Here is a 23392-nt window from a genome sequence, read left to right on the forward strand (position 1 = left end):
ACGCAAGCCCGGTGGTTCTACCCTCCGCCATACGGGTCACTGGACCAGACCAATCAGCCCACTGATTTGGACTCGGCACACTCTGGGTAACCCCGCGCCATGCGTGATTTCGACGAGCCCAGCAGAGCGGCGGGCCCCGGCGTCGTCGCCGACGGACCCGCAGGCGCCGCAACGGTCCTCGTGATCGATCCAGCAGGAGAGGCGATCCACGACGAGATCCCCGCGACCTGGCGCCCACTGACGGCCCACGTCCGGATCGTGTGGCTCCGCGTCCCCGCCGCACCGGAGTGGAAGTCCACAGTGGACACCGTCCTGACCAGACACCGCGACGACACCAGGACCGTGCTGGACGTGGTCGCGAGCGGCCCCATCGCCGCGGACGTCATCGACCTCGTCGCAGGCCATCCGAACCTCGTGCGCTCGGTCCTGCTGGTAGACCCCGAGGTCCCGGTGGAAGCCACGTTCGCCCAGGTCATCCACCACACCAACGACGTGGAGGCACCCCTCCCACTGGGCCACCCGGACGTCGTCCGAGGCGTGCTCGCGGCCATCGAGCTCCACCGAACCACTTAGGTTCCGAAACTTTCGCTGAACCGGACACTTCGACCACCCGTATCCCTCGGCAGGGAACCGAGACACGGGAGAGACTTCATGCGAGCGCGTCTGCTCATCATCGTGCTAGGGCTGCTTGCGCTGACGGCTTGTTCATCGGTCGGCGGCGGCAGCGCGGGTGAACCGGCGGCCAACGAGGCGGACGCGACGTTCTCGTTGCAGATGATCCCCCACCACCGCCAGACGATCCAGATCGCCAAGGTCGCCATGGAGAAGTCGAAGGACGAGTTCGTCGTCAACGTGGCCGACAAGATCGCCACGGCCGAGGCGGGCGAGATCGAGCAGATGGCCACCTACCTGCGCAGCTGGAACATCCAGGTGCCCGGCGACGACGCCAACGCCACGCACAAGATGGCGGGCATGATGACCGTGAAGGACGTCGAGGCGCTGAAGTCCGCCACGGGCAAGCAGTACGACGACCTGTTCCTCGCCACCCTCTCCCGCCACCTCCGCAGCGGCGTCGACATGGCGAAGAACGCCCAGGCCAAGGGCGAGCACATCGGCTCGAAGGCGTTGGCGGGCAAGATCATCGTGTCGCAGACCGAGGTGCTGGACCAGATCAGCGCCAAGCAGAAGTCCTGACGCTGCAGCGGGGCTTTCCAGCAGTCACACCACACGCACGCCTCACGCACGCCCCGGCCGTCTCGGCAGTGGGCGTGTTGGCGTGTTCGGGGCCGGACGAGGCAGGCAGACAGGCAGACCGGAGCTGTACGGCAGGCTGACGCAGGCGTCCCCTTTGATTTCGGGTCCCCCGCGACCCAACTTAGCCATGAGGTCTGACAGTTCCGCGCGGCAAGGGCGAGAGCGAGGCCGAGGGTTAGGCCGAGGGCTAGGCCGAGGCCACAGCCCGAAGGCGCGAGCAAAGGGCATGGCCCGAAGGCGAGCCGCCGCGCCGCTCAACGCAATGGCGAAGCCTGGACGTCACTCCGGACGGGTCAGGCAATGGCAGAACTGAGGCGTCACTCCCTCCAGACGCGACAGGCAACGGCGAAGCCGAGCCACCCTTCCGCCAGCGGCAATGGCGAAGCCGAGGCGTCACTCCAGAACCCAACAGGGCAATGCCGAAGGCGAGCCACCTAGCCACCAGCGGCAATGGCGAAGCCGAGGCGTGTCTACCTCTCCTTGACTGGTCAGCGGCGACAAAGGTGGGCGCCGCGCGATTGGGGCTTGACCTTGAGGGGCTGGATGCGACCGTGGCAGGGATCGGCTGGGTTCTTATGCCCAGCTTTTAAAGGTCCGATATGGCATCCAGCTAGAGGCTCGAGGTCAAGCCCCGATCGCGATCGTCGCGAAGCGGCGATGACCCGCACCGCCACGTCAAGGCCTGCGCAACCGGCCACGCAAGGCGACGTGACCGCACAGGCCGACCCCTCCGCTGGAACGCGACCAGCCCACACAAGCCGACCACCGCACAGGCCCCAGCCACCCACGCAACCCAGCCACCCGCCCAACCCAGCCACCCGCCAAGCGACCATCGCGCACTGCCCCGAACCCCCAGAAATCCACTCGGCCCCACCCCCGACCCCCCAATACCCTCCCGGCATGTACCCAAAGGTGGAGCCCTACGCCCAAGGCATGCTCGACGTAGGCGACGGCCAGCAAATCCACTGGGAAGCCAGCGGCAACCCGTCCGGCAAACCCGCGAGCGTCTTCCACGGCGGCCCGGGCGCGGGTTCCAACCCTCGATGGCGGGAGGACTTCGACCCCGACCACTGGAACCTGATCCTCTGGGACCAGCGAGGCTGCGGCCGCAGCACCCCGTCAGCCGCGGACCCGGCGACGAGCATGGAGCACAACACCACCCAGCACCTGATCGACGACGCCGAGAAGCTGCGGCAACACCTGAACATCGACAAGTGGCTGCTGACAGGCGGCTCCTGGGGCTCCAGCCTGATCCTCGCCTACGCCATCCAGCACCCCACCAGGGTCAGCGAGATCATCATCCCCGCGGTGACCACGGGCCGGCCCGCCGAGCTGGAGTGGATCACCCGCGGTCTCGGCATGTTCTTCCCGGACTACTTCGACGCGTTCCGCGACGGCGTCCCCGAGGAGGACCGCGACGGCAACCTCGCGCTGGCGTACAGCAAGCTCCTCGAGTCGCCGGACCCGGAGGTGCGCGAGAAGGCGGCCTGGGACTGGAGCAAGTGGGACCTGTCCACCATCACCGGTGGCGACAACGACTTCACCGGCACGCGGTACGAGGATCCCGTCGAGCGCTATCGGCTCGCACGGGTCGTGTCCCACTACTGGGGCCATGACTGCTTCATGGAGCCCGACTACATCTTCGACAACCTCGACGAGCTCAAGGGCATCCCCGGCATCTTGATCCATGGCCGCAACGACTTCGGCGGGCCGTTGTACACGGCCTGGGAGGTGGCGAAGCGGTGGCCCGACGCCGAACTGGTCATCCTGAACGACGCCGGGCACGTCATCATGGAGGGCAACAGCATGGACAAGGCCATCACCGCCGCCGTCCACAAGTTCCGCTAGGGCACGACGGGTCCGGACCGGTAGAGGTCCTCGCCCGCCCAGCGGATCCGGTCGGTGAAGCCGAAGCCCGGCGCCGCGGTGAAGTTCGCGGCGTCGTCCACCGAACCCGAACCGTCGTACTTGGCGCGCAACGGGTACGGGAACACCGGGCGGGTGCGCACGACGTTGCCGTCCTGGTCACGGCCTTCGGCGATGATGCGATCAGGCGCCCGGCCGCCTTCGACCCACGACACGAGCGCGCGGAACGGGTCGAAGTCGGTCAGGGTGTCGCCGCCGGCGCAGTGCCACATCGACGGCACGACGAAAAGCCTTGCCCAGGACGGGGTCTTGCCGCCGGTGAGGCGCTGCCAGTAGTCGAGCGTGCCCTCGAACGGGATGCCCTGGTCGCCGGCGCCGTGCCAGATGATCAGCTTGCCGCCCGCCCGCTGGAAGGCACGCAGGTCCAGCGAGAGCGAGTTCGCCTTCACCGTCTCGGGCACCACGCGCCGGAACTCCCGGACGGTGAACTCGAACGACTCCAGCGACGAGTGCGGCTTGCCGATCGGGTAGACGAGGTGCTTCAGGCCGTTGTCGGCGAGCTCGGGTGCGATGCCCCGCCCCAGCCCCGGTGACGGGTTGAGCCAGAACGTCCACGAGATCTCCGACCCGTACGGCTGGCCGCCGGGGTAGAGCCGCACGCCGTGATCCGACGGGCCCGCGTAGAGGCGGCGGACACGGGCGATCTCGTCGTCGGTCAGCTGGCCCGCGAGTGTGCCCGGGTCGAACCTGCACAGACGCGGATCGTCGATCTGGCCGTCCACCAGGCCGTCGAGTCCGTCGCACGCCGCCATCACCGCGCCGTGCAGCAGGAAGAGCTTGTCGTTCGGAATGGTGTTGCGCGCGATCCACGCCTGGTAACCGATGAGCGCGGTGTAGTAGGCGCCCGGTGCGGCGGCGATGATGCCGTCGAAGTCACGCGGGTAGCGCTGCGCGAGCAGCAACCCCTCGCGGCCGCCGTTCGAGCAGCCGCTGAAGTACGACTTCGACGGCGCCTTGCCGTAGAACACCGAAATGATGTGCTTGGACACCTTCGACAACGCGTGCGGTGCGCGGAAGAAGTAGTCGTCACGGGCTTTCTGGTCCGAGGCGGCCCAGGTCGTGTCGAACGGGTTCTCGACCGGTGACCGGTGCCCGTCGTCGGTCGCGGCCACCGCGGCGTCACCGAAGGCGGGGCCGCAGCCGGCCGGGAAGGCCGGATCGCCGATGGCTCCGCAGAATCCGCCACAGCCGTACTGCAGATACCGGCCCTGGTAACCGCGAACGGGCAGCTTCAGCTGGAAGCCGACGTTCGGTTCGATCGTGCCGCGCACGTCGCAGAACTCCACCGGGCCGGACACGACCACGGCCGACGTGACACGAGTGCGGGCGTCCGGCACGTCGAACGAGCGCACCAGGTCGGCGCACGAACGCACTGGACGAACCCCGGAGGACGCGGCGGCAGGCGCGACGCCCGCCGCCACCGTCCCCAGAACAACGAGTGGTACCAACAACTTGCGCAACATCGAGCGTCCTTCCCCCTGAGTCGGACGTGCAGGGGGAGTCTCCCAGCTAACCGACGTGCACGCGTGGCCTTCGGGTCGGATCCGGCTCAGCCGAGCGGATGATCTCCCGTACGACCGGAGGCGTATCACCGCGGCCGAGGATCAGGTAGCGGAAGAGGTGGCCCAGCGGGTTCCCCTCCGACCACTCGAAGTGCGCGTGCGGGATGACGCCGGTCGAGTCGCGCAACGCGAGCAGGATCGCCGCGATCGCGTTCGGGGCGGCGGGAGCGGAGGCGCGCAGGACGCGGTGGCCGTCCACCTCGACGCCGGACACGCACAGCACGTTGCTGAACGCCGACGGGTCGACGATGTCGATCTCCAGGAAGATCACGTCCGCGGAGCCCGGCACGGGGTTCATGCCGCGCTGCTCGGTCTCCTTCTCGTCGTACTCCTCCTTGTCCCCTGCCTGGCGGCGGTTCGCGATCAACGTGATCCGGCCGTCGTGGGTGATCGTGTCGGTGACGAACCTCCGCGCGGTCTCGTCGAACTTGATCTTCTCGACGCGCAGCTCGGTGGTCCTGGAGACCCGCGACACCAGCGAGATCACCACGATGCCGATGATGAAGCCGAACGAGATCGTGATGCCGTCCGGCTTCTCGATCACGTTCTCCACCAACGCGTACAGCAGCACCAGCGTCAGCACGGTGAACCCGATCCCCGCGCCGCGCTGCCCCTTTCGCCACGCGGACACCGTGACCGCGAACGAACCGGACACCATCATCGCCAGGATTCCGGTGGCATAGGCGCCCGCCTGCGCGTTCACGTCAGCGTTGAAGATGATCGTGATGATGATGCAGATGACCGTGTAGACGATCACCACGGGACGAACCGCGCGGCCCCATTCCGGTGCCATGCCGTAAGAAGGCAGATAGCGCGGCACGATGTTGATGAGACCGGCCATCGCCGAGGCACCGGCGAACCACAGGATCAGAATGCTGCTGATGTCGTAAACGGTGCCGAAGGCCTCTCCGAGCAGTTCGTGCGCGAGATAGGCCAGCGCACGACCGTTCGCGGGCCCGCCGGGCGCGAACTTGTCCTGCGGCACCAGCACGGTCGTGATGAACGACGTCGCGACCAGGTAGACGGACATGATCAGCGCCGCGGTCGTCAGCAGCTTGCGGGTGTTGCGGACCCGGCTCTCGAGGCGCTTCTCCGGCGTCTCCCCGGACGCCGCGACCAGCGGCATCATGCTCACACCGGTCTCGAAGCCGGACAAACCGAGCACCAGCAACGGAAACGCCAGGATCGCCGGGCCCACGACACCGAAGAACCCGTCGCCGTGCGCCCCGAGTGCGGAGATCCAGCGATCAAGCGCGTCCGGCGTCGCGAAGACGTCCACGAGGCCCACCACGGCCACGACGGCGTTGAGGGTGAGGAACACCGCCACCAACGGGATCGCGACGCCCACGGCCTCGCTGAAGCCCATCAGGAACACACCGCCGAGGATCACCAGCAGGATGATCGTCAGCCAGAGCTCGGTGCCGTGCAACGCCTCCGGCACGTACGGGTTCTCCAGCGCGTGCACCGACGCGTCGGCCGCGGACAGCGTGATCGTGATGATCCACGACGTCGCCACGAACCCCAGCAGCACCAGCACGAAGATCTTGCCGCGCCAGAACGGCAGCAGGTCCTCCAGCATCGCCACGGACCCCTGGCCGTTCGGGCTCTCCTTCGCCACCCGGCGGTACATCGGCAGCATGCCGAGCAGCGTCAGCGCCACGATGAGCAACGTCGCCAGCGGGGACAGCGCACCGGCGGCCAGTGCGGCGATGCCGGGCAGGTACGACAGGGTGGAGAAGTAGTCGACGCCGGTGAGCGTCATGACCTTCCACCACGGGTGCGGCTTGGCGTGCGACTCGTGGCTCTCGGGACCGGACGGCGCCACGCGGTCAGCGAGCAACCACCTGCCGAGCGGGCCACCGGGCGGGGCCGGCTGTTCCGGACTCGGAACCTCGGCGGGGATGGCGAACTCCGTGCTCATGGCGCAGAGCATGCCACCATCAGATGATCAAGGCCTGAAGTCCGCCGGGAAGCCGGCCTCCTGAATGGACAAACCGGACGGACGCAACGTTCCGATGCTTCCCTGGCTGTGCAGATCGAGAAAAAGGTCCACCACGTCCGGATCGAACTGCTGCCCGCGACCCGCCCAGAGCTCGCGTCGCGCACGGTTCTCGTCCAAAGCGGTCTGATGTGGACGATTCGACCTCATCGCCGCCCACGCCACGCAGACGGACAGGATCCTCGCCTCCGCGCGGATGTCCGCGCCGCGCAGCCCGTCCGGGTACCCGGCGCCGTCGTAGCGCTCGTGCTGCTGCCTGATCACGTGCGCCACGCCCGCGAACCCCGGCACCATCCGCGCCAGCCGGTAGCCGAAGTCGGGGTGCTGGCGCAGCAGCCGCCACTCCTCCTCCGACAGCGCGCCGGGCTTGGTCAGCACCACCTCGGGGATGATCACCTTGCCGATGTCGTGCAGGCGCCCGGCGAGCTGCGTGACCCTGATCGTGGGCGCGTCGAGGCCGAACTCCCCCGCCGCCACGCCGGCCCAGCGCGACACCGAACGGCTGTGGTCGTAGCGGTGCAGCCAGCCGTCCACCCGGTCCGCGACCTGGCAGAGGAACTCCGCCATCGCGCCGTCGGTGTCCGGGTCGACCGCGGGCAGCGGCTCCGGGCCGACCGCGATCCTGTTGCGCCCGGCCGCCTTCGCCGCGTACAACGCCCGGTCCGCGATGACCACGATGTCGTCGGGACCGTCGCCGTGCGTCGGGAAGCTCGCCGAACCGACCGACACCGTGACGAACAACGGGATGTCGTCGTTGCCCGCGTTGACCGGGATCGGCTTCTCCGCGACGCGTTCGCGCAGCCTGTTCGCGATCACGGACAACCGGCCGGGCCCGGCGTCCGGCACCAGCAGCGCGAACTCCTCGCCGCCGTACCGGGCGAGCACCTCACCGGCCCGTGACGCCGCGCGCAGCCGGGCCGCGACCTCCATCAGCACGTCGTCGCCCGCGGGATGGCCGTAGTTGTCGTTGATGGACTTGAAGCGGTCGACGTCGATGATGAACACCGCGACGTTCCCGTCACCGCGCCGGGCCCGGGAGATCTCGAGCGGCAGCTGGGCCTCGAAGAACCGGCGGGTGTGCAGGCCGGTGAGGCTGTCCGTGATCGCGAGCTTGCGCTGGTCCGCGACGAGCCCCGCGAGCCGGGCGATGATCAGCAACGACAGCAGTGCGCTCCCGGCGGCGATCACCAGGACGTCCTGCGACGACTGGCCGACGTCGTGCACGAGCATCAGGACCGGCGCCGCGAGGGCGGCCGAGCACAGCGCGATGATCCGGCCGCGGCTCAGGCCGACGTCCTTGACGTGCGCCCGGTCGACGAGCCGCGCCATCGTCGGGTGCAGCGCCGCCGCGCCGATGCAGAGGTTCGCCGACAGCCAGATCGCGTCGAGGAAGTTGCCCGCGTGGTAGCTGCCGTCGAGGCGCTGCAGCACGTAGATCGTGTCCGCGGTCAGGATGCCCAGCAGGTTGCACGTCAGCAGCACGAACGCGCGCGGCCGGGGGCCCGCCCCGAAGATCAGCCGCAGCGCCACCACGAACAGCGCCAGGTCCATCATCGGGTAGCCGAGCGACGCGATCTTCACCAGGACCGGTGAGGTGAGGCGGGCCTGTGGGCCGATGACGTAGAGCCAGGAGGCCATGCCCGCGACGACCGCGAGCACCGCGGCGTCGAGCAGGCTCGGCAGGTCGAGGCCCGGAGTGCGGCGGCGGATGAGCAGGATCACGCCCGCGACCATCAACGGGTAATGCCCGAGGTAGAAGATGTCCGCGTACGAGGGGTAAACCGTGTACTCGAAGATGTAGTGCGATGCGTAGAACGTCAGGTCGGCGATCGCGTAAACGACCTGGCTGAGTGCGAGGAACACCCACGGCCGCCTCCATTGGGGACGGTTGCGCTTGACGCCGGCGAATGTCGCGATCGCGGCGGAAGCGCTGATCGTGCAGTAGAGCACCACCCGAACCGTTTGCCCCGTTGTCCCCGCAGGGCTCACCGGAATCAGGTAGTAGACGCCCAGCAGCAGGTGACCCGCCACCAGGTACGTCCACCACGCTCCGGTGCGGCCGGCACGGAAGATGGTCACACGAGACCCCTCGTTCTACGACATTGGTCGAGCCAGGTGATGATGCCCGACTTGGGATGACCGCGGCACCGTCGTTACTCCAATGAGGTGACCCACCTTTACGGACGCTACCGCAAATCCCTGTTCTGTTTTCCACCCACTGCGACGGGTGGTGCCCCTCAGGATTTTCGCACGACTTTTCCCTGCTCGACGGTGATTCGTGCACCTTGTGCCACTGATATTTCCGACCTGTTGGTCGGCAAACCGGTTGCACGAAGTTCGCCGTTGACCGTTGCTCGTGTGCAAGTTGCCGACGACGTGAGCGAGACGATCAACGGACTGTCGTGATCCGGTGGGCGACGTCCGGTTCGGGGTGCTGGGGCCGCTGCTCGTCACGCACGAGGGGCGGGAGGTCCGCGTTCCCGCAGGCCAGCCCCAGCAGGTCCTGGTGGTGCTGCTCCTGCACGCCGGCCGGACCGTCAGCGTCGACCACCTCATGTCGGTCCTGTGGGACGGTGATCCGCCCATCAGCGCGCGCAAGGCCGTGCAGGTGCACGTCTCGCAGCTCAGGAGAGCGCTGAAGGACCTCCCGGGCGTGTCGCTCGAGTGGGTCCGGCACGGCTACCGGCTCGACATCCCCGAACGGGCGCTCGACCTGCGGCTCTTCCGCGACGCGCAGGACCCCCGACGAGGCCCTGGAGTACTGGCGAGGGCCCGCGCTGGCCGAGCTGACCACGGACACCCGGCTCGCGAGCGGGCTCGAGGAGGAACGTCTCGCGGCCGTCGAGAGACGCGCCGACAAGGCGATCAGGGCCGGTCGCCACCACGAGATCATCGGCGAGCTGACCGGGTACGTCACCGAGCACCCGACCAGGGAACGGCTGCGGGGCGCGCTGATGGTCGCCCTGCACCGCACCGGACGGCAGGCGGACGCGCTGCGGACGTACGACGAGGGCCGCCGCCTGCTGGCCGAGGAGCTCGGCCTCGATCCCGGCCAGGAGCTCCAGGACCTGCACGCGGCGATCCTGCGGGATGACATCCCGTCCGTGCCGCGCGAGCTGCCCGCCACGCCCGATCCGTTCGTGGGACGCGCCGCGGAGATCGCACTGATCACGGGCTCGGCCGAGACGGCGATCGCCGTGCACGGGCCGGGCGGGCAGGGCAAGAGCGCGCTCGCCACGGCCGCCGCGCACGCGATGGCAGAACGTTTCCCGGACAGACAGTTGTACGTCGACCTGCACGGCGCCACACCGGGCCGTGCGCCGCTCTCCCCCGCCGAGGTGGTCAGGCGGTTCCTGCGGGCTCTGGGGACGCCCCCGCTGGCCGTTCCGACGGACGCCTCCGAGGCCACCGCGCTGTACCGGTCGGCGCTCGCCCGGCGGAAGGTGCTGGTGCTGCTCGACAACGCGGTGGACGCGGCCCAGGTCAGCGCGCTGCTGCCGGGCGAACCGGGGTCCTCCGTGCTGATCACCAGCCGCCGGATGCTCGCGACGCTGAGCGCCCGGCACGTCCGTCTCGACCCGTTGCCCGAGGCCGACGCGCTGCGGTTGCTCGGGGACGACGGCGCGGCGGCCAGGCAGGTCGCGAAGGCCTGCGACCACCTGCCGCTGGCGCTGACGATCGCGGCCGCGCGGCTGCGGTCGAGGCCGGACTGGACGACCGCGACGCTGGCCCGGCGGCTCGCGGACCAGCGTCATCGGCTGGACGAGCTGGACTTCGACGACCTCGGTGCCCGGTCGAGCTTCCAGGTGGGCTTCGAGGGCCTCGGCGCCGACTCCACCAGGGCGTTCAGCCTGATGTGCAGCCTGACCGTGCCCACTGTCGGCGAGCCGGTGCTGCGGGCGCTGCTCGGGCAGGCCGACGTGGACCGCGCGCTCGACCCGCTGGTGGACGCCAGGCTCGTGGAGCCGTGTGGACCGGAGCGGTACCGGGTGCACGACCTGCTGCGGTTGTTCGGCGCCGAGCACGTGACCGACGAGAAGCAGGACGCGCTGGCCCGCGCGCTCTTGCACTACCGCTCCACGCTTGCCGCGGCGCTGAAGAAGTTGCGGCCACACGCTTACGGCGCGCTCACGTACGCCGCTGCCGAGCAGGACCTCGGCGAACCGTTGCGGTGGCTGACGGACGAGGCCGAGAACCTGCTGGCGGCGGCGCGGTCCACGGTCGGTTCCGCGGCGCTGGCCATCGCGCACATGCTCTACCCGCACCTGTTCAAACAGGACAGGGTCGCGGACCTGGTCGAGCTGGGCCAGATCGCGGACCAGGCCGCCCGCACGCTCGGCACCTCGGCCGCGGTGCAGACCGCGCTGCTGGTGCAGGCGGCCGCGAACCGCCGGATCGGCTCGTTCGAGATCGCCCGCGCCCAGCTGGAGGAGGTGCTGCAGGCGCGCGCCGACGACCCGTTCGGACAGGGCCGTGCGCTCGCCGGCATCGGCACGATCCAGCGCGAGCTGGGTGAGCTGGAGCAGGCGGCGTCGACCCTGACGCGGGCGATCGAGCTCACCGAGGCACACGGACCCTCTGGTGCGCAACGGGTTCCGTTGTCCGCGCTGGCCCAGGTGCACCAGCTCGCCGGACGGCACGAGCTCGCGCTCGACGCGGCGAGCGCGAGCCTCAAACACGCGCGTGAGCACGAAGATGCCGCGGGTACGGCGTATGCGCTGGCATCACAGGGACAGGCGCTGTTCAAGCTCGGGCTGTTGGACGAGGCCGAGGCCGCGTTGAGCGAGTGCATCGAGCTGTGCCGCGTGACGGGCGAGCACAACGACGAGTGGCAGGCGTTGCTGTGCCGCGCGGAAGTGCTGCTGGCGGCCGGGAGGACCGGACCGGCCACAAAGGACGCCGAACGCTGCGTCGAGATCACCAGTGCGCGAGGCGACCGCTACGGCGAGGGGGTCGCCCACCTCGTGCTCGTCAGGGCAGAGCTGGAGACGCACGCGGACCGGGCGGCCGAACTGCTCGGCACACCCGGTCTGCGCAGGGACAACCTGCTGGACAGTCTGCTCGGCTGATCAGCCGCAGTGCTCGAACGCACTGGTGTAGCTGGAGGAACCGACCACGCCGCCCCACTTGACGCACTTGCCGGGCGCCTTCTTCTTCACGGGGCCGGCGTAGTAGCCGTACTCGTCGCGGTCGGTCGTGCGCGCGGCGCCCTGCACCTCGAGGAACGCGCCGGCGGCGGACGCCGTGCCGATCTTGGTGGTCTTGATCGTGACCACGCAGTTGTAGCCGTTGGAGGCGTTGTACAGCAGGGAGACCCGCGCACCGGTCACGTTCGCGCCGTCGATGACCTTGTAGCCCTCACCGCAGGCCTCTGACGGGCGCTCGCAGCGACCTGACAGCTGCACCCGGTCAGGTGTCAGTGGGGTGTCGGAACCGCACTACAACGCTATTTTCAGGGCTGTGGACCAGAACCCGTTGCTGGCGGTCAACAAACTCGCGCTGCACTCCCCGCCGGACGCGCCGCGGCAGCTGGAGCCTCCTCCGGTCGTGCACGGCCGGGACGAGGAGCGGGTCGCGTTGCTGGCGGCGCTGGAGCGGGACCGCCTCGCGTTGATCTGCGGACCGCCGGGGATCGGCAAGACCACGCTGGCCCAGCACCTGGCGCACGAGGTGGCGCACCGCTTCCCGGACGGCCAGCTGTGCGCCGACCTCGCCGTGCTCGGCTTGGACGACGTCAGGTCCGGGTTCGCCCTCGCGCTCTCGGAGAACCGGAACAACCGGCTGCCGGAGGTGCTGGGCAACCGGCGTGTGCTGTTCGTGCTCGACAACGTGCGGAAGGACCACGACCTGCGGCTGTTCCAGCGCTCCGGGCTGATCGCGACCAGCCGGGAGCGCCTGGGCGGGCTGAAGCTGGGGCCGTTGGGCACCGAGGACTCGCTGAGCCTGCTGCGGTCCGTGCTCGGTCCCCGGGTCGACGCCGAACCCGCTGCCGCGCGGTCGTTCGTCCGTCTCTGCAAGGGACTGCCGCTGGCGTTGGTCGTCGCGGCGAAGCTCGCCCTGCTGCGGGACGAGGCCACGCTGACGGCACTCGTCGACGAGATCCCGGACGAGCGCCGCGAGGTGCACAGCGCCTTCGAGTGGGCGTACAGCCGGCTGTCGCCCGCGGAGCAACGCGTGTTCCGGCTGCTCGGCGACGGTTTCGAGCGCGAGTTCTCGATCACCGCCCTGAACGCGCTGGCCGGCGGGAACGTGCGGCAGGAGCGCAACGCGCTGCTCACCCTGAACCTGCTGGAGAACCGGCCCGGCGACCGGATCGCGATGCACAGTCTGCTGCGGGAGTACGCGCGCACGCTGGAGCCGCGTGAACCCGAGGCGCTGGGCCGGCTGGTCGACCACTACGTCTCCGTGGCGGACACCGAGACCGAGAACGCCATCGCCGCCGTCTCCGTGGCCGACGACGAGCAACGGCTCGCCCTGGCCGCGCAGCTGGTGGAGTCGATGTCGGTGCAGGTGCAGACAGCCGCGGTCTCGGCAGCCCGCGCGCGGGGCGACCGTGCCGCGGAAGCGCTCGCCCTGGCCCACCTCGGGCACGCCTACTTCCACCGCGGGCTCCTGGACGAGGCCGAGGACTGCCACGCGGAGGCGTTGTCGATCCGGCGCGAGCCGCGGGCGTTGTCGGGGCTGGGCAACGTCTACCTGGAGAGCGGCGGCGTCGAGGAGGCGACGGCCCTGTTCCTCGAGGTGCTGTCGGCGCGGACCTCGGAGGCCGACGAGGCACGGGCATGCCTCAGCCTGGGGCGCGCCACCGGCGAGATGCGCTGGTACGAACGCGCGCGGGACATCTGCGCGCGGACCGGGGACGCGGAACGGCTCGGCCGGGCCTGGAACGGCATGGGCACCCTGCACCACCGGGCAGGCCGGTACCGCGAGGCCGTCTCCTGCTACACCACCGCACTGGAGTCCTTTGTGGACATCTACTCGCTGCTGAACCTGGGCGAGGCCCTGGAGGCAGGCGGGCAGTCGCCGCTCGACTGCTACGACACCGCCGCCGAGCACGCGTTCCGGGCGCGGGACGCGGAACTGCTCGCCGAGGCCGCCCAGCTGCTGCACACCGCGGGCTTCCCCGCCCAGGCCCTGACCCGGATGCGGCAGGCCGAGTCGCTGTACCTCGCCGCGGACTAGGGGCTGCGGACGTAGGCCAGTGCGAACTCGGAGTCGGCCGGTGCACCCGCCTGGTCGTAGCACCGGACCTGCACCAGCACCTTCGGCGGGAACGAGTAGCCGTTCCACGCCCAGACCCGGCAGTACCGCGGCTGCGGGCCGCTCGCGCTGACCTGCACGACGTCCGCGGGATAGGTCTTCGGGTTGCCGATGGACTGGTACTGCACCTCGTACTGGCCGAGACCCGTCCGCGTCACGGCCGGCGTCTCACCGTTGCTGCTCCAGGAGTTCCTGCCGGTCGTGAGGTAGGCGGCGGACGCGCTCGGGTCCTGGTGGATCGCGGCACCCTCGGTGTAGGTGAGGTTCCAGTCGGTGTCGGCGTCGCACGCGACCCGGACGCGCTGCGGTTCGACCGTGGAGCGGCAGCGGGCCTGGCTCTGGCCGACCGGGGAGACCAGCGCGAACCCGTTACCGCGCAACGACGTCACCTCGTACTGGCCGGGTCCGGTCCGGGTGGCTCCTGGCGCACCGCCGCGGTAGCGGACGGCGGGCGCGTCGGTCGTGAACACCAGCGCGAACGGGAGGTTCTTCCTGACGCCGGCCGGGGTGAAGCACGCGACGTCGACGAGCAGGTCGTCGCCGTCGGGACGGGTGCCCGAGGTCTGGCAGGAGAACGCCTGCGGGTAGCCCCAGCCGTTGCTGATCCCGGCGTGCGCGGTGCCGTCGGCGCCGGCCAGCGCGGGCAGCCGGACCTCGTAGGCGCCCTCGCCCCGACGGACCAGCGTGATGTACCGGTCGACGCCCTCACGGCGCCAGGTCCCCCACTGCCACTGCCGGTTCAACTCGACCTGCTGCCCGACCGGCTGGTCGTACTGGCCGCTCGGTGTCGTCACGTAGGCCCAGCCGCGTTTGGAGGTCACGCCCTGCTGTCGGTCCGATATGGACTGACCTTGCCTGCCGGTCGTGGTCGTGCCGGTCGTGCCCGCGGTACCGGCCGGGGTCGTTCCGGGGGCCACGCCGGAGGCGGCCGTCACCGGGGAGACGGACGGGCCGGCGACCGGTGGCGTGCTGTCCGGGGGACTTCCGGACGGATCAGCGGAGGGGTCGGCCGCGGGATCCGCCGGAGGATCCGCCGAGGGTGCCCCGACCACCAGCTCCCCAGGTGGCGGCACCGACTGCGACCCGGCCAGCCCGACGAGCATCACCACCACGCCGACGACGCCGAGCGCCGCCTTGACCACGGTGGGATCGACCAGTGCGGGGTTCACCCTGGACACGAGCTCGACGACCTTCTTGAGCGGCGCGGCGACCAGGTCGGGCACGGACCGCGCCGACGGCTGGAAGCCCACGGCGAGGCGCCGATCGTCGTCGTCCGGCACCCCGACCAGCCCCGGCGCGAGGTACTCGACGCGTTGCCGGAACTTGCGCGGGTTCTTCGGCCGGCAGACGCGGCAGGCCATCACGTGGTCCTGCAACGCGTCCCACTCGTCACCGACCACAGGGAGCGCGACGCAGCCCTTGGCCCGTGCCTGGAAGACCGCCACGCGCAGGGCGACGACGTCGTAGGTCTCCGCGGTGGCCGACCCCTCGGCGATGGCCTGCCGTTGCTCCGGCATCGTGCCGAGGGCATCGGTCACCGACTCGGGGGTCACCAGCGACTCGGACGTCACGAGCCCAGTTTGGAGCCGATCGACGTAGCGCTCAACGGCCAATCAGTGGACAAAACCTGGACGTCAGCGAGCGGTGCGCGATCGGTCAGCGGGGTTGGTGATCGTGACGCCATGACGTGGTTGCGCAAGCCCTGGGTGGGCCCGTTGGCGTTCGTGGTGCTGGCGTTCGTGGCGTTCTCGCTGCCGCCGTACCTGACCGGTGATCGTCTGCAGTCGCGCGTGCCGTCGGACTGGGGACCGCACTATCCCCTGCTCGTCGTGCACGTCGTCTGCGCGTCGATCGCCATCATCACGTGCGTGGTGCAGATCTGGCCGTGGTTCCGTGGCCGTTTCCCCGCTTGGCACCGCCGCATCGGCCGTGTCTACGTGTTCGCCGGCGTGCTGCCGTCCGGTCTCGCCGGACTGGTCATCGGCTACATGACGCCGTACGGCCCGGTGGCGAGGGTCAGCAACGTGCTGCTGGCGTTGATGTGGCTGACGTTCACCACGCTGGCATGGCGCGCGGCCCGGCAACGCAGGTTCGGCGACCACCGCAAGTGGATGATCCGCAGCTTCGTGCTGACCCTCTCGATCATCACGAACAGGATCTGGGGCGCGATCGCGTTCGTGCTGCTGTCGGACAGCGTGCCGGAGGCCGACCTGCCGAACACGATCGCGGGGATCGCGACGTGGACGGGGTGGACGATCCCGTTGCTGGCCTCGCAGTGGTGGCTGGAGCGCAGGCCGCGCCGCCGGGCCCCGGCCGAGCGGCAACGCGAGGCCGTCAGCGTGTGAGCCACTCCTGGTGCAGCCGGAGCAGGACGGCTTCCGCCTCGTCGGGGAGGACGTAGCTCGCGGAGAGCTCGGCGACGATCGCGGCAGTGGTGTGCAGGTCCAGTCGACGACGAAGTCGTCCCCCGTGCCACTGAAAGCAAGCGGGCTGACAAGGGGTTACGGGGCGACTACGGTCGGTTCGCATGAGGCTACTGCTCGCTGTCCTGATGATGGTCGTGCTCGCCCCGGTCGCATCCGCCGCGCCGGCGACCACGCCGACCGCGAAGTGCGAGTTCATCCCGACGCCGGACAACCCGGCCGCCCGCCCGGTCCAGCCGCCCAGCGCCGTCGTGCCCGCCCGCGGCACCGTGAAGGTCACCATCGTGACGAACTACGGCGTGGTCGTCGCGAACCTCAACCGCGCGAACGCCCCGTGCGGCGTGGAGAACTTCGCCCACCTGGCGCGGAGCTGGTTCTACACGATGTCGCAGTGCTGGCGCCTGACCGACACCTCGCGCCTGGGCGTGCTGCAGTGCGGTGACATCTACCGCGCCGAGGAGGGCGGGCCCGGGTACCGGTTCGCCGACGAGGTGACCGGTGCCGAGACCTACCCGCGCGGCACCATCGCGTACGGGAACCAGGGGCCGGGCACGAACGGCAGCGAGTTCTTCATCGTGCACTCGTTCGCCAACATCAAGCCGCTCTACACCGTGATGGGTCACGTCACGTACGGCATGGACACGCTGGACCGGATCGTGAAGGCCGGGATCGTGCCGCAGCCGGACGGCCTGCTCGACGGCGCGCCGAAGAAGCCGGTCAGGATCCTGCACGTGCTCGCCCACTAGTCAGCAATTTTCCAAGTGGTCGCCGTTTCGTTGAAATGGCGACCACTTTGCGTTCACTCGCCAAAATGGTCGGCGAAATTCCGGTTCGCGATCTCGATCACACGCCCTACCAGCGGATATTAGCCCAGAAGAACCATCGCCTATTAAGGTTGATTTGATTCTTCTTGTGATCCCGATCGCCCTCGGTAATCAATTCCGCAGCTCCTGGGCCTCCTTCACCTGAATGGCGGCTGTACCGATCAGTAGCCTGATTTCCGGTCTTTTGAGGAGGAATCAGGAGTGGCACCCGAGTTCGAGCCGGCACGACTCGACGACGTCGACGACCTGCTGAGGCTCTACCGGCGGGCGCACGGCGCGAACTACCCCATCGCGATGGGCACGGACCCCGGCGTCATGGCCACCGAGATCGAGGCAGCGCACACGACGTGGCTGGTGTGGCGGCGCGGCGGCGAGGTCGTCGCCTCGATCACCGGGCACGTCGAGAGCGCGGACCGGCTCGGCAAGATCGCCGGGCTCGTCGTGGACCCGGACGCGCAGGGCGGCGGCGTCGCGCACCACGCCGTCGGGCAGATCACCGATCACCTGCTCGCGAGTGGCGAGGTCGACTCGGTCTACGGCACGGCGCGGACGGTCCACCTCGCACCGCAGAGAGTGTGCCTGCGCAACGGGTTCCGCCCGCTCGGGCTCGTGCCGAACCTCTTCAAGCACGCCCGGCGCGAGACGATGACGTTGCTGGCCAGGCACCGCGACGGCGTGCTGGCGCAACGGGCGCAGGTGCACAAGGTGCCCGCGAGCCTGGAGAAGCTCGTGACGGCCGTCGGGCTGCCGACGTTGCCGGAGTTCGTCGAGGACAACGCCTTCACCGCTCGCGAGGTGTCGCGGCTGGAGGTCATCGAGGCACCGCAGTTCGTGCAGCGGCACTTCGAGCACACGATCAACGACCCGGCGCGGCGGTTCTACCCGTTGCACAAGCCCAACGTGCTGCTGGCCGACGAGCGCGGCGACCACCAGATCTACGGGCACCTCAACCGGCACGACGGCTACTGCACGATCTTCGGCGCCTCGCCGAGCCCCCAGGCACTGCTGCCGCACCTCGGCGGCGTGATCGACGCGCTGGCCGGGCTGGGCGCGCCGCACGTCGAGACGCTGGTGCCGCTGCACGAGTTCGACGAGCTGAGTGCGTTGCTGGCCTTCGGTTTCCTGCCGGTGGCGCTGTACCCGGCGATGCGGAGGGACGGCGACGTCCACCACGACTACGTGGTCATGGTGCACACACCGCAGCCGCCGGACTTCCGGGGCCTCGCGATCGACGAGGCGTTCCGGCCCTTCACCGAGCAGTACATCGAGCTGTGGACGCAGAAGTTCCTCAACACCAACGGGGTGTTTCGCGCATGAACCCGCACCTCGGCCCGGCGACGGTGCCGGACCGCTCGCTGGGCGCCGTCCAGGCGTTGTGCGACATCGCGGTGCCTTACGACCACAGCGACCAGGGCCTGTTCCTGGAGGCGATGAACGAGTCGAACCGCTGGCACGCCCAGCGCAACGAGTTCTTCCGCGGTCTGTGGGACGGCAAGCCGTTGCGCGACATCACCGAGCAGCCGTTCGTGCACGCCGACTTCTTCAAGCTGCACGAGGTGCTGTCGGTGCCTCGCAACGAGATCGTCGTGCACGCCACCTCGTCCGGCACGACCGGGCAGAAGTCGCAGATGTTCTGGGACGCCTGGACGGTCCGGGCCGGCCAGCGGATGGTCGCGCGGATCTACGAGCACAACGGGTTCATCTCGGACGAACCGGTTCACTACCTGCTCAACCTGAACCAGCCGACGTCCGGCGGGAAGCTCGGCAGCTCGTTCACCGGGCAGTTCATGACGGACTTCGCACCCGTCGAATCCGTCGAGTACGGGCTCGCGCACACCGGCAGCGGGCACGAGTTCGACGCGTTCGGCAGCATCCGCGCGCTGCGTCGGTTCGCGGACAGCGGGCTGCCGGTGCGGATCTTCGGTTTCCCGGCGTTCCTCAGCTTCACCCTCGACCGCATGAACGCGATGGGCCTGGAGCCGGTGCGGCTCGACGAGAGCTCGATGGTGTGGTTCGGCGGCGGCTGGAAGGGCAACGCGGACAAGCAGATCTCCAAGACCTCGCTGCGCGCGAAGGTCACCGGCATGCTCGGCATCCCGGACGTGCGGATCCGCGACAGCTACGGCTCGGTCGAACACTCCGTGCCGTACGTCGACTGCGCGCACCACAACCTGCACGTGCCGACGTGGTCGCGCGCGATCGTCCGGGACGTCCGGACGCTGGAAGCGTTGCCGTACGGCGAGTCCGGCTACATCCAGTTCCTGTCGCCCTACATCACCTCGTCGCCCGCGCAGAGCGTGCTGATGGGCGACCTGGCCGCACTGCACGCACCTGAGGAGTGCGGTTGCGGCACCGAGACCCCGTGGTTCGAGATCCTCGGCCGCGCCGGCGTCTCCCGCAACCGTTCCTGCGCGATCGCCGCGGCAGAACTCCTGAAGGGCAGGGCATGAAGCACCTCTGGCAGGGCTCGTGGATCGACGACGAGGCTGTCTCCCTGCGGCTCGACGGACTGGACGACCTCACCCAGCAGGTCATCACCGGACCTCGGCTGAACCCGCTCGCCGTCCTCTCCGCCGCCGAGAAGCTGGACCTGGAGCAGCACCGCGCGTCCCTGGTCGCCTGGGGCCTCGACGAGGTGGAGATCGACGAGACGCTGGACGCGCTGCGGCAGGCGCTCGGTCGTCCGGCGCTGGAACGCAAGCTCCAGCGCGAGCTCGGCGGCCTCGACCCGGCGCGGATGGTCCGGTTCGACTTCCGCACGCCGGTGTACGAGGCCTGGGTTCCGCTCGGCCTGCTCGTCCACGTGACGGCGGGCAACGCACCGGCCGCCGGCGTCCTGAGCGCCGTCGAGGGCCTGCTCTCCGGCAACGTCAACGTCGTCAAGGTCGCGTCGGACGACTCGGGCTTCACCGCCGAGGTGCTCGCCCAGCTGGCCTTGCACGACCAGACCGGCCAGATCGCCGCGCGGCTCGTCGTCCTGCACTTCCCCTCTTCGCGCACCGACTGGATGGCGCGCGTGCTCGGCGCCGCCGACGCCGTGGCGGTCTGGGGTGGCGAGGAGGCGATCGCCGGCGTCACCGAGCTGGTCAAGCCCGGCGCGAGGGTGATCGACTGGGGGCCGAAGCTGTCGTTCGCCTACCTGACCCGCGACGCGTGGTCCGATGTGGACACTTTGCGGGCGCTGGCCGAGGACGTCTGCCGGCTGGAGCAGCAGGCGTGTTCCAGCCCGCAGATCATCTACCTCGACACCGAGGACTCGTCGCAGGTCTTCGCGTTCGCCGAGCGCTTCGCCTCCGTGCTGGGGCAGGCGGGTCCGCCGACCCGCGAGCCGTCGCAGGCCGAGTGGGCGGAGATCACGAACAACGTCGTGGTCACGCGGCTGGAGGAGCACCTCGGGTTCACGAGGGTGCACGCCGGCGAGCACTGGCGCGTGCTGGCGGACGTGCGGTTCGCGCCGCGCACCTCGCCGCTGTTCCGGACGGTGTGGGTGAAGCCGTTGCCGCGCAAGCAGATCACCTCGGTGCTGCGGCCGATGCGCCGATACCTGCAGACGGTCGGTCTCGCGGCGGACCGGCCGGACACCGCCGCTCTCGCGCGTTCGTTCGTGTCGGTCGGCGTGCAGCGGATCACGACGCCGGGGTCGATGCTCGGCGGGTACAGCGGTGAGCCGCACGACGGCGTCTACGCGTTGCAGCGCTACAGCAACCGGGTGTCCGTGCAGCTCGACGACAGGTTCGCCACCGACGCGTCGCTGGACGACCTGGCCGAGTCGCGTCAGCTACCGGTTCCGCCGGTCCCGGTGACCCCGAAGGCGGACTTCGAGACGTTGCAGGACCGCTCGGCGGACGTGTACTTCCGCAGCGGCGGCAGCTCCGGCGCGCCCAAGCTGTCCGCGTACACCTGGGCGGACTGGGACGAGCAGATGTGGGTCGGCGCCGAGGCGTTGCTCGCCACCGGGCTCGACCCGCGCCACGACCGGATCATGAACCTGTTCTTCAACGGGCACATGTACGCGAGCTTCGTCAGCTTCTTCTCCGCGCTGGAGCGGATGAACGCCGTGCAGTTCCCGATGGGCGGCGAGTGGGACCGGCTCGACGCGATCGCTCAGTCCGTTGTGGACAACCGCGTCGACACGCTGCTGACCGCGCCTTCGTTCGTGCAGCGGCTCTTCGCCGAGCACGGGTCCCTGCTGAAGGAGTACGGCGGGATCCGCAAGATCTTCTACGCGGGTGAGCACTTCGGCGCTCAGGCCATCGCTCGGATGAAGGACGAGTTCGGCGTCTCGGTCATCCGCTCGGCGGCCTACGCGACGGTGGACGCCGGCCCGGTCGGCTACCAGTGCCAGGCGTCGTCCGGCAGGGTGCACCACCTGTTCACGAGCCTGCACACGCTGGAGATCCTCGACCACGAGACGGACCGTCTCGTCTCGCCGGGGGAGGCGGGCCGCCTGGTCTTCACCACGCACACCCGCCGCGGCCAGCGGCTGGAGCGCTACGAGATCGGCGACCTGGGCCGCTGGGTCCCCGGCGACTGCCCGTGCGGCCGCCAGACCCCGCGCTTCGAGCTGTTGGGACGCACCGGTGACGTGTTCCGGACCGCCGCGCAGACGATGAACTACCGGCGGTTCCTCACGATCCTGGAGGACGAGCTCGGCTACTCGGGGGCGGTGCAGATCGAGCTGAACGAGGACGCCCGCGGCGAGGAACTGGTCGTGCGCCTGGAACGCGATCGCGCTCCCTCAGCCGCCCACCACACGGTGATGTCCCACTACCCCGAGGTCGCCGAGGCCGTGCGGAAGGACGAACTGTTGACCTTGCGCGTCGAGAACGTGCCACTCGCGGACTTCACCCGTACCCGCAGCAGCGGCAAGTTGATCGCCGTCGTCGACCGCCGCGGCAGCAGGAGCGTGTGACCGATGTCCGTGCTCGACCTCGTCTGCTACGCCCGCACGCATTCCCCGTTCTACCGGGACCTCTACGACGGCTACGACTCCTCGACCCCGCTGGCCGAGCTCCCGGTCGTCGACCAGGCCGCGTTCTGGGCCGCGAACACCGTCCGCCACAACCAGGTGCTGACCCGCACGCACACCGACGGCCTGATCTTCAAGACCGGTGGCACCACCAAGGCCCCTCGCGTCTCCTTCTACACCAACGAGGAGTGGGACGCGATGTGCCGCACGTACGCGGAGACGCTGCCCGCGGCGGGACTGAGGCACGGCGACCGGATCGCGAACCTGTTCGCGGCCGGCGAGCTGTACTCCAGCTTCATCTTCGCCCTCAACGCGTTGCAGCACTCGCCGATCGACCTGGTGCAGCTGCCGGTCACCGGCAGCGCGCCGGTCGAGTTCACGCTGACCACCATGCAGGACTTCGACGCCACCGTCGTGGCGGGCTTCCCGACGACGTTGTGCCGTCTCGCCTCCCACGTTCGTTCCGAGGCCGGTTCGTTGCCCTTGGTGCGACTGGTCCTGTTCAGCGGCGAGGCGCTGTACGACGACCAACGCGCGCTCTTGCTCGAGGCGTTCCCCAGGGCCGAGTTCCGCTCGTTCGTCTACGGCAGCGTCGACGGCGGCATCATCGGCACGGCGGTGCTCGACTCCGACGACCCGCGGGTGTTCCGCTCCTTCGTGGACAGCTCGGTGCTGGAGATCGTCGACACCGAGACGGGCAGGCCGATCACCACGCCCGGCCGGCCCGGCAGGCTGCTGCAGACCGACCTCACCCGGCGTTTGCAGCCGATGATCCGGTACCCGGTCGGCGACCTGGCCGAGTGGGTCGACACCGAGGACGGCATCTTCCGCCTGCTCGGCCGCGCCGACGAGGGCGCGCGGGTCGGCCCCGTCACGCTGCACCTCGACCACCTGCGGGCCGCCGTCGACCGGGCCGGTGTCGTGCACCACGGCGTGCAGGTCGTCCTCCGCCGCGTCGACGCCCGCGACCAGCTGGTGCTGCGCGTCGCCGGTGCGCCGCAGGACGTCGCCGCCGTCCGGGCCGAGGTGGACGTGGTCAGCCCGCGGTTCGCGCTGCAGGTGGACCGCGGCGTCGTGGCACCGCTGGAGGTCGAGTGGGTCCCGGTGCTGGAGGTGAGTCCCCGCACAGGCAAGACCGTGCGGCTCCTCGACGAGCGCCCGCTGTAGTTAGTGTG

General features: G+C 69.6%; 16 protein-coding genes and 1 pseudogene. 12 read left to right on the forward strand and 5 right to left on the reverse strand.

Features of this window, described 5'->3' with window-relative positions:
* The first annotated feature begins 99 nt into the window (after nucleotides 1–99).
* From ACWF7A_RS26290 to pip, 3 genes are all read left to right on the forward strand, one after another.
* Nucleotides 100–573 carry a hypothetical protein gene (locus ACWF7A_RS26290; protein WP_452253152.1) on the forward strand — a complete coding sequence of 158 codons (474 nt, stop codon included), beginning with the start codon at nucleotides 100–102 and terminating at the stop codon, nucleotides 571–573.
* A gap of 78 nt (nucleotides 574–651) precedes the next feature.
* Entirely contained in the window at nucleotides 652–1194 is a 543-nt protein-coding gene (locus tag ACWF7A_RS26295; protein WP_452253153.1) for a DUF305 domain-containing protein, read from the forward strand.
* A 960-nt stretch (nucleotides 1195–2154) separates the two neighbouring features.
* Nucleotides 2155–3102: a prolyl aminopeptidase gene (gene pip / locus ACWF7A_RS26300; protein ID WP_452253154.1), complete on the forward strand. Its 948-nt coding sequence runs from the start codon at nucleotides 2155–2157 to the stop codon at nucleotides 3100–3102.
* Here pip and ACWF7A_RS26305 read toward each other — a convergent pair.
* The 3 genes from ACWF7A_RS26305 to ACWF7A_RS26315 are packed head-to-tail and all read right to left on the reverse strand — an operon-like array spanning nucleotide 3099 to nucleotide 8820.
* Nucleotides 3099–4643 carry a tannase/feruloyl esterase family alpha/beta hydrolase gene (locus tag ACWF7A_RS26305; protein WP_452253155.1) on the reverse strand — a complete coding sequence of 515 codons (1545 nt, stop codon included), beginning with the start codon at nucleotides 4641–4643 and terminating at the stop codon, nucleotides 3099–3101. The genes pip and ACWF7A_RS26305 overlap by 4 nt on opposite strands.
* A gap of 46 nt (nucleotides 4644–4689) precedes the next feature.
* Nucleotides 4690–6663 carry an amino acid transporter gene (locus ACWF7A_RS26310; RefSeq protein ID WP_452253156.1) on the reverse strand — a complete coding sequence of 658 codons (1974 nt, stop codon included), beginning with the start codon at nucleotides 6661–6663 and terminating at the stop codon, nucleotides 4690–4692.
* Between the two features lie 27 nt (nucleotides 6664–6690).
* A complete protein-coding gene (locus ACWF7A_RS26315; RefSeq protein ID WP_452253157.1) occupies nucleotides 6691–8820 on the reverse strand; it encodes a bifunctional diguanylate cyclase/phosphohydrolase in 2130 nt (709 codons plus the stop codon).
* A 475-nt stretch (nucleotides 8821–9295) separates the two neighbouring features.
* Here ACWF7A_RS26315 and ACWF7A_RS26320 point away from each other — a divergent pair.
* Both ACWF7A_RS26320 and ACWF7A_RS26325 read left to right on the forward strand, forming a co-directional pair.
* Nucleotides 9296–9367 (forward strand): annotated as a pseudogene (locus tag ACWF7A_RS26320) (hypothetical protein); the annotation flags it as partial.
* A 160-nt stretch (nucleotides 9368–9527) separates the two neighbouring features.
* Complete coding sequence (locus ACWF7A_RS26325; protein ID WP_452253235.1) at nucleotides 9528–11810, forward strand: BTAD domain-containing putative transcriptional regulator; 2283 nt, start codon at nucleotides 9528–9530, stop codon at nucleotides 11808–11810.
* On the opposite strand, the gene ACWF7A_RS26330 is transcribed toward ACWF7A_RS26325, so the two are convergent.
* Nucleotides 11811–12146, reverse strand: coding sequence for a hypothetical protein (locus ACWF7A_RS26330; protein WP_452253158.1), 336 nt, complete (start codon nucleotides 12144–12146; stop codon nucleotides 11811–11813).
* 55 nt (nucleotides 12147–12201) lie between these two features.
* On the opposite strand from ACWF7A_RS26330, the gene ACWF7A_RS26335 reads away from it, so the two are divergent.
* Entirely contained in the window at nucleotides 12202–13923 is a 1722-nt protein-coding gene (locus ACWF7A_RS26335) for a tetratricopeptide repeat protein (protein WP_452253159.1), read from the forward strand.
* On the opposite strand, the gene ACWF7A_RS26340 is transcribed toward ACWF7A_RS26335, so the two are convergent.
* Nucleotides 13920–15572: a hypothetical protein gene (locus ACWF7A_RS26340; protein ID WP_452253160.1), complete on the reverse strand. Its 1653-nt coding sequence runs from the start codon at nucleotides 15570–15572 to the stop codon at nucleotides 13920–13922. The genes ACWF7A_RS26335 and ACWF7A_RS26340 overlap by 4 nt on opposite strands.
* A gap of 111 nt (nucleotides 15573–15683) precedes the next feature.
* On the opposite strand from ACWF7A_RS26340, the gene ACWF7A_RS26345 reads away from it, so the two are divergent.
* From ACWF7A_RS26345 to ACWF7A_RS26370, 6 genes are all read left to right on the forward strand, one after another.
* Nucleotides 15684–16346, forward strand: a complete 663-nt coding sequence (locus ACWF7A_RS26345; protein WP_452253161.1) for a DUF2306 domain-containing protein — start codon at nucleotides 15684–15686, stop codon at nucleotides 16344–16346.
* A 182-nt stretch (nucleotides 16347–16528) separates the two neighbouring features.
* Nucleotides 16529–17170: a peptidylprolyl isomerase gene (locus ACWF7A_RS26350; protein WP_452253162.1), complete on the forward strand. Its 642-nt coding sequence runs from the start codon at nucleotides 16529–16531 to the stop codon at nucleotides 17168–17170.
* 279 nt (nucleotides 17171–17449) lie between these two features.
* Nucleotides 17450–18565, forward strand: coding sequence for a GNAT family N-acetyltransferase (locus ACWF7A_RS26355; RefSeq protein WP_452253163.1), 1116 nt, complete (start codon nucleotides 17450–17452; stop codon nucleotides 18563–18565).
* Complete coding sequence (locus tag ACWF7A_RS26360; RefSeq protein WP_452253164.1) at nucleotides 18562–19698, forward strand: LuxE/PaaK family acyltransferase; 1137 nt, start codon at nucleotides 18562–18564, stop codon at nucleotides 19696–19698. The genes ACWF7A_RS26355 and ACWF7A_RS26360 overlap by 4 nt, the downstream gene beginning before the upstream one ends.
* Nucleotides 19695–22160: an acyl-CoA reductase gene (locus tag ACWF7A_RS26365; RefSeq protein WP_452253165.1), complete on the forward strand. Its 2466-nt coding sequence runs from the start codon at nucleotides 19695–19697 to the stop codon at nucleotides 22158–22160. The genes ACWF7A_RS26360 and ACWF7A_RS26365 overlap by 4 nt, the downstream gene beginning before the upstream one ends.
* Before the next feature lie 3 nt (nucleotides 22161–22163).
* Complete coding sequence (locus ACWF7A_RS26370) at nucleotides 22164–23384, forward strand: phenylacetate--CoA ligase family protein (RefSeq protein WP_452253166.1); 1221 nt, start codon at nucleotides 22164–22166, stop codon at nucleotides 23382–23384.
* Nucleotides 23385–23392 lie beyond the last annotated feature (8 nt).

The organism is Lentzea sp. NPDC055074, from assembly GCF_053608005.1.

What these genes read in the sequence shown, in the direction of transcription:
- ACWF7A_RS26295 (WP_452253153.1), top strand. Translation starts at nt 652, where the DNA reads ATGCGAGCGCGTCTGCTCATCATCGTGCTAGGGCTGCTTGCGCTGACG.
- ACWF7A_RS26360 (WP_452253164.1), top strand. Translation starts at nt 18,562, where the DNA reads ATGAACCCGCACCTCGGCCCGGCGACGGTGCCGGACCGCTCGCTGGGC.
- ACWF7A_RS26310 (WP_452253156.1), bottom strand. Translation starts at nt 6,663, where the DNA reads ATGAGCACGGAGTTCGCCATCCCCGCCGAGGTTCCGAGTCCGGAACAG.
- ACWF7A_RS26345 (WP_452253161.1), top strand. Translation starts at nt 15,684, where the DNA reads ATGACGTGGTTGCGCAAGCCCTGGGTGGGCCCGTTGGCGTTCGTGGTG.
- ACWF7A_RS26365 (WP_452253165.1), top strand. Translation starts at nt 19,695, where the DNA reads ATGAAGCACCTCTGGCAGGGCTCGTGGATCGACGACGAGGCTGTCTCC.
- ACWF7A_RS26305 (WP_452253155.1), bottom strand. Translation starts at nt 4,643, where the DNA reads ATGTTGCGCAAGTTGTTGGTACCACTCGTTGTTCTGGGGACGGTGGCG.
- ACWF7A_RS26350 (WP_452253162.1), top strand. Translation starts at nt 16,529, where the DNA reads ATGAGGCTACTGCTCGCTGTCCTGATGATGGTCGTGCTCGCCCCGGTC.
- pip (WP_452253154.1), top strand. Translation starts at nt 2,155, where the DNA reads ATGTACCCAAAGGTGGAGCCCTACGCCCAAGGCATGCTCGACGTAGGC.
- ACWF7A_RS26290 (WP_452253152.1), top strand. Translation starts at nt 100, where the DNA reads ATGCGTGATTTCGACGAGCCCAGCAGAGCGGCGGGCCCCGGCGTCGTC.
- ACWF7A_RS26370 (WP_452253166.1), top strand. Translation starts at nt 22,164, where the DNA reads ATGTCCGTGCTCGACCTCGTCTGCTACGCCCGCACGCATTCCCCGTTC.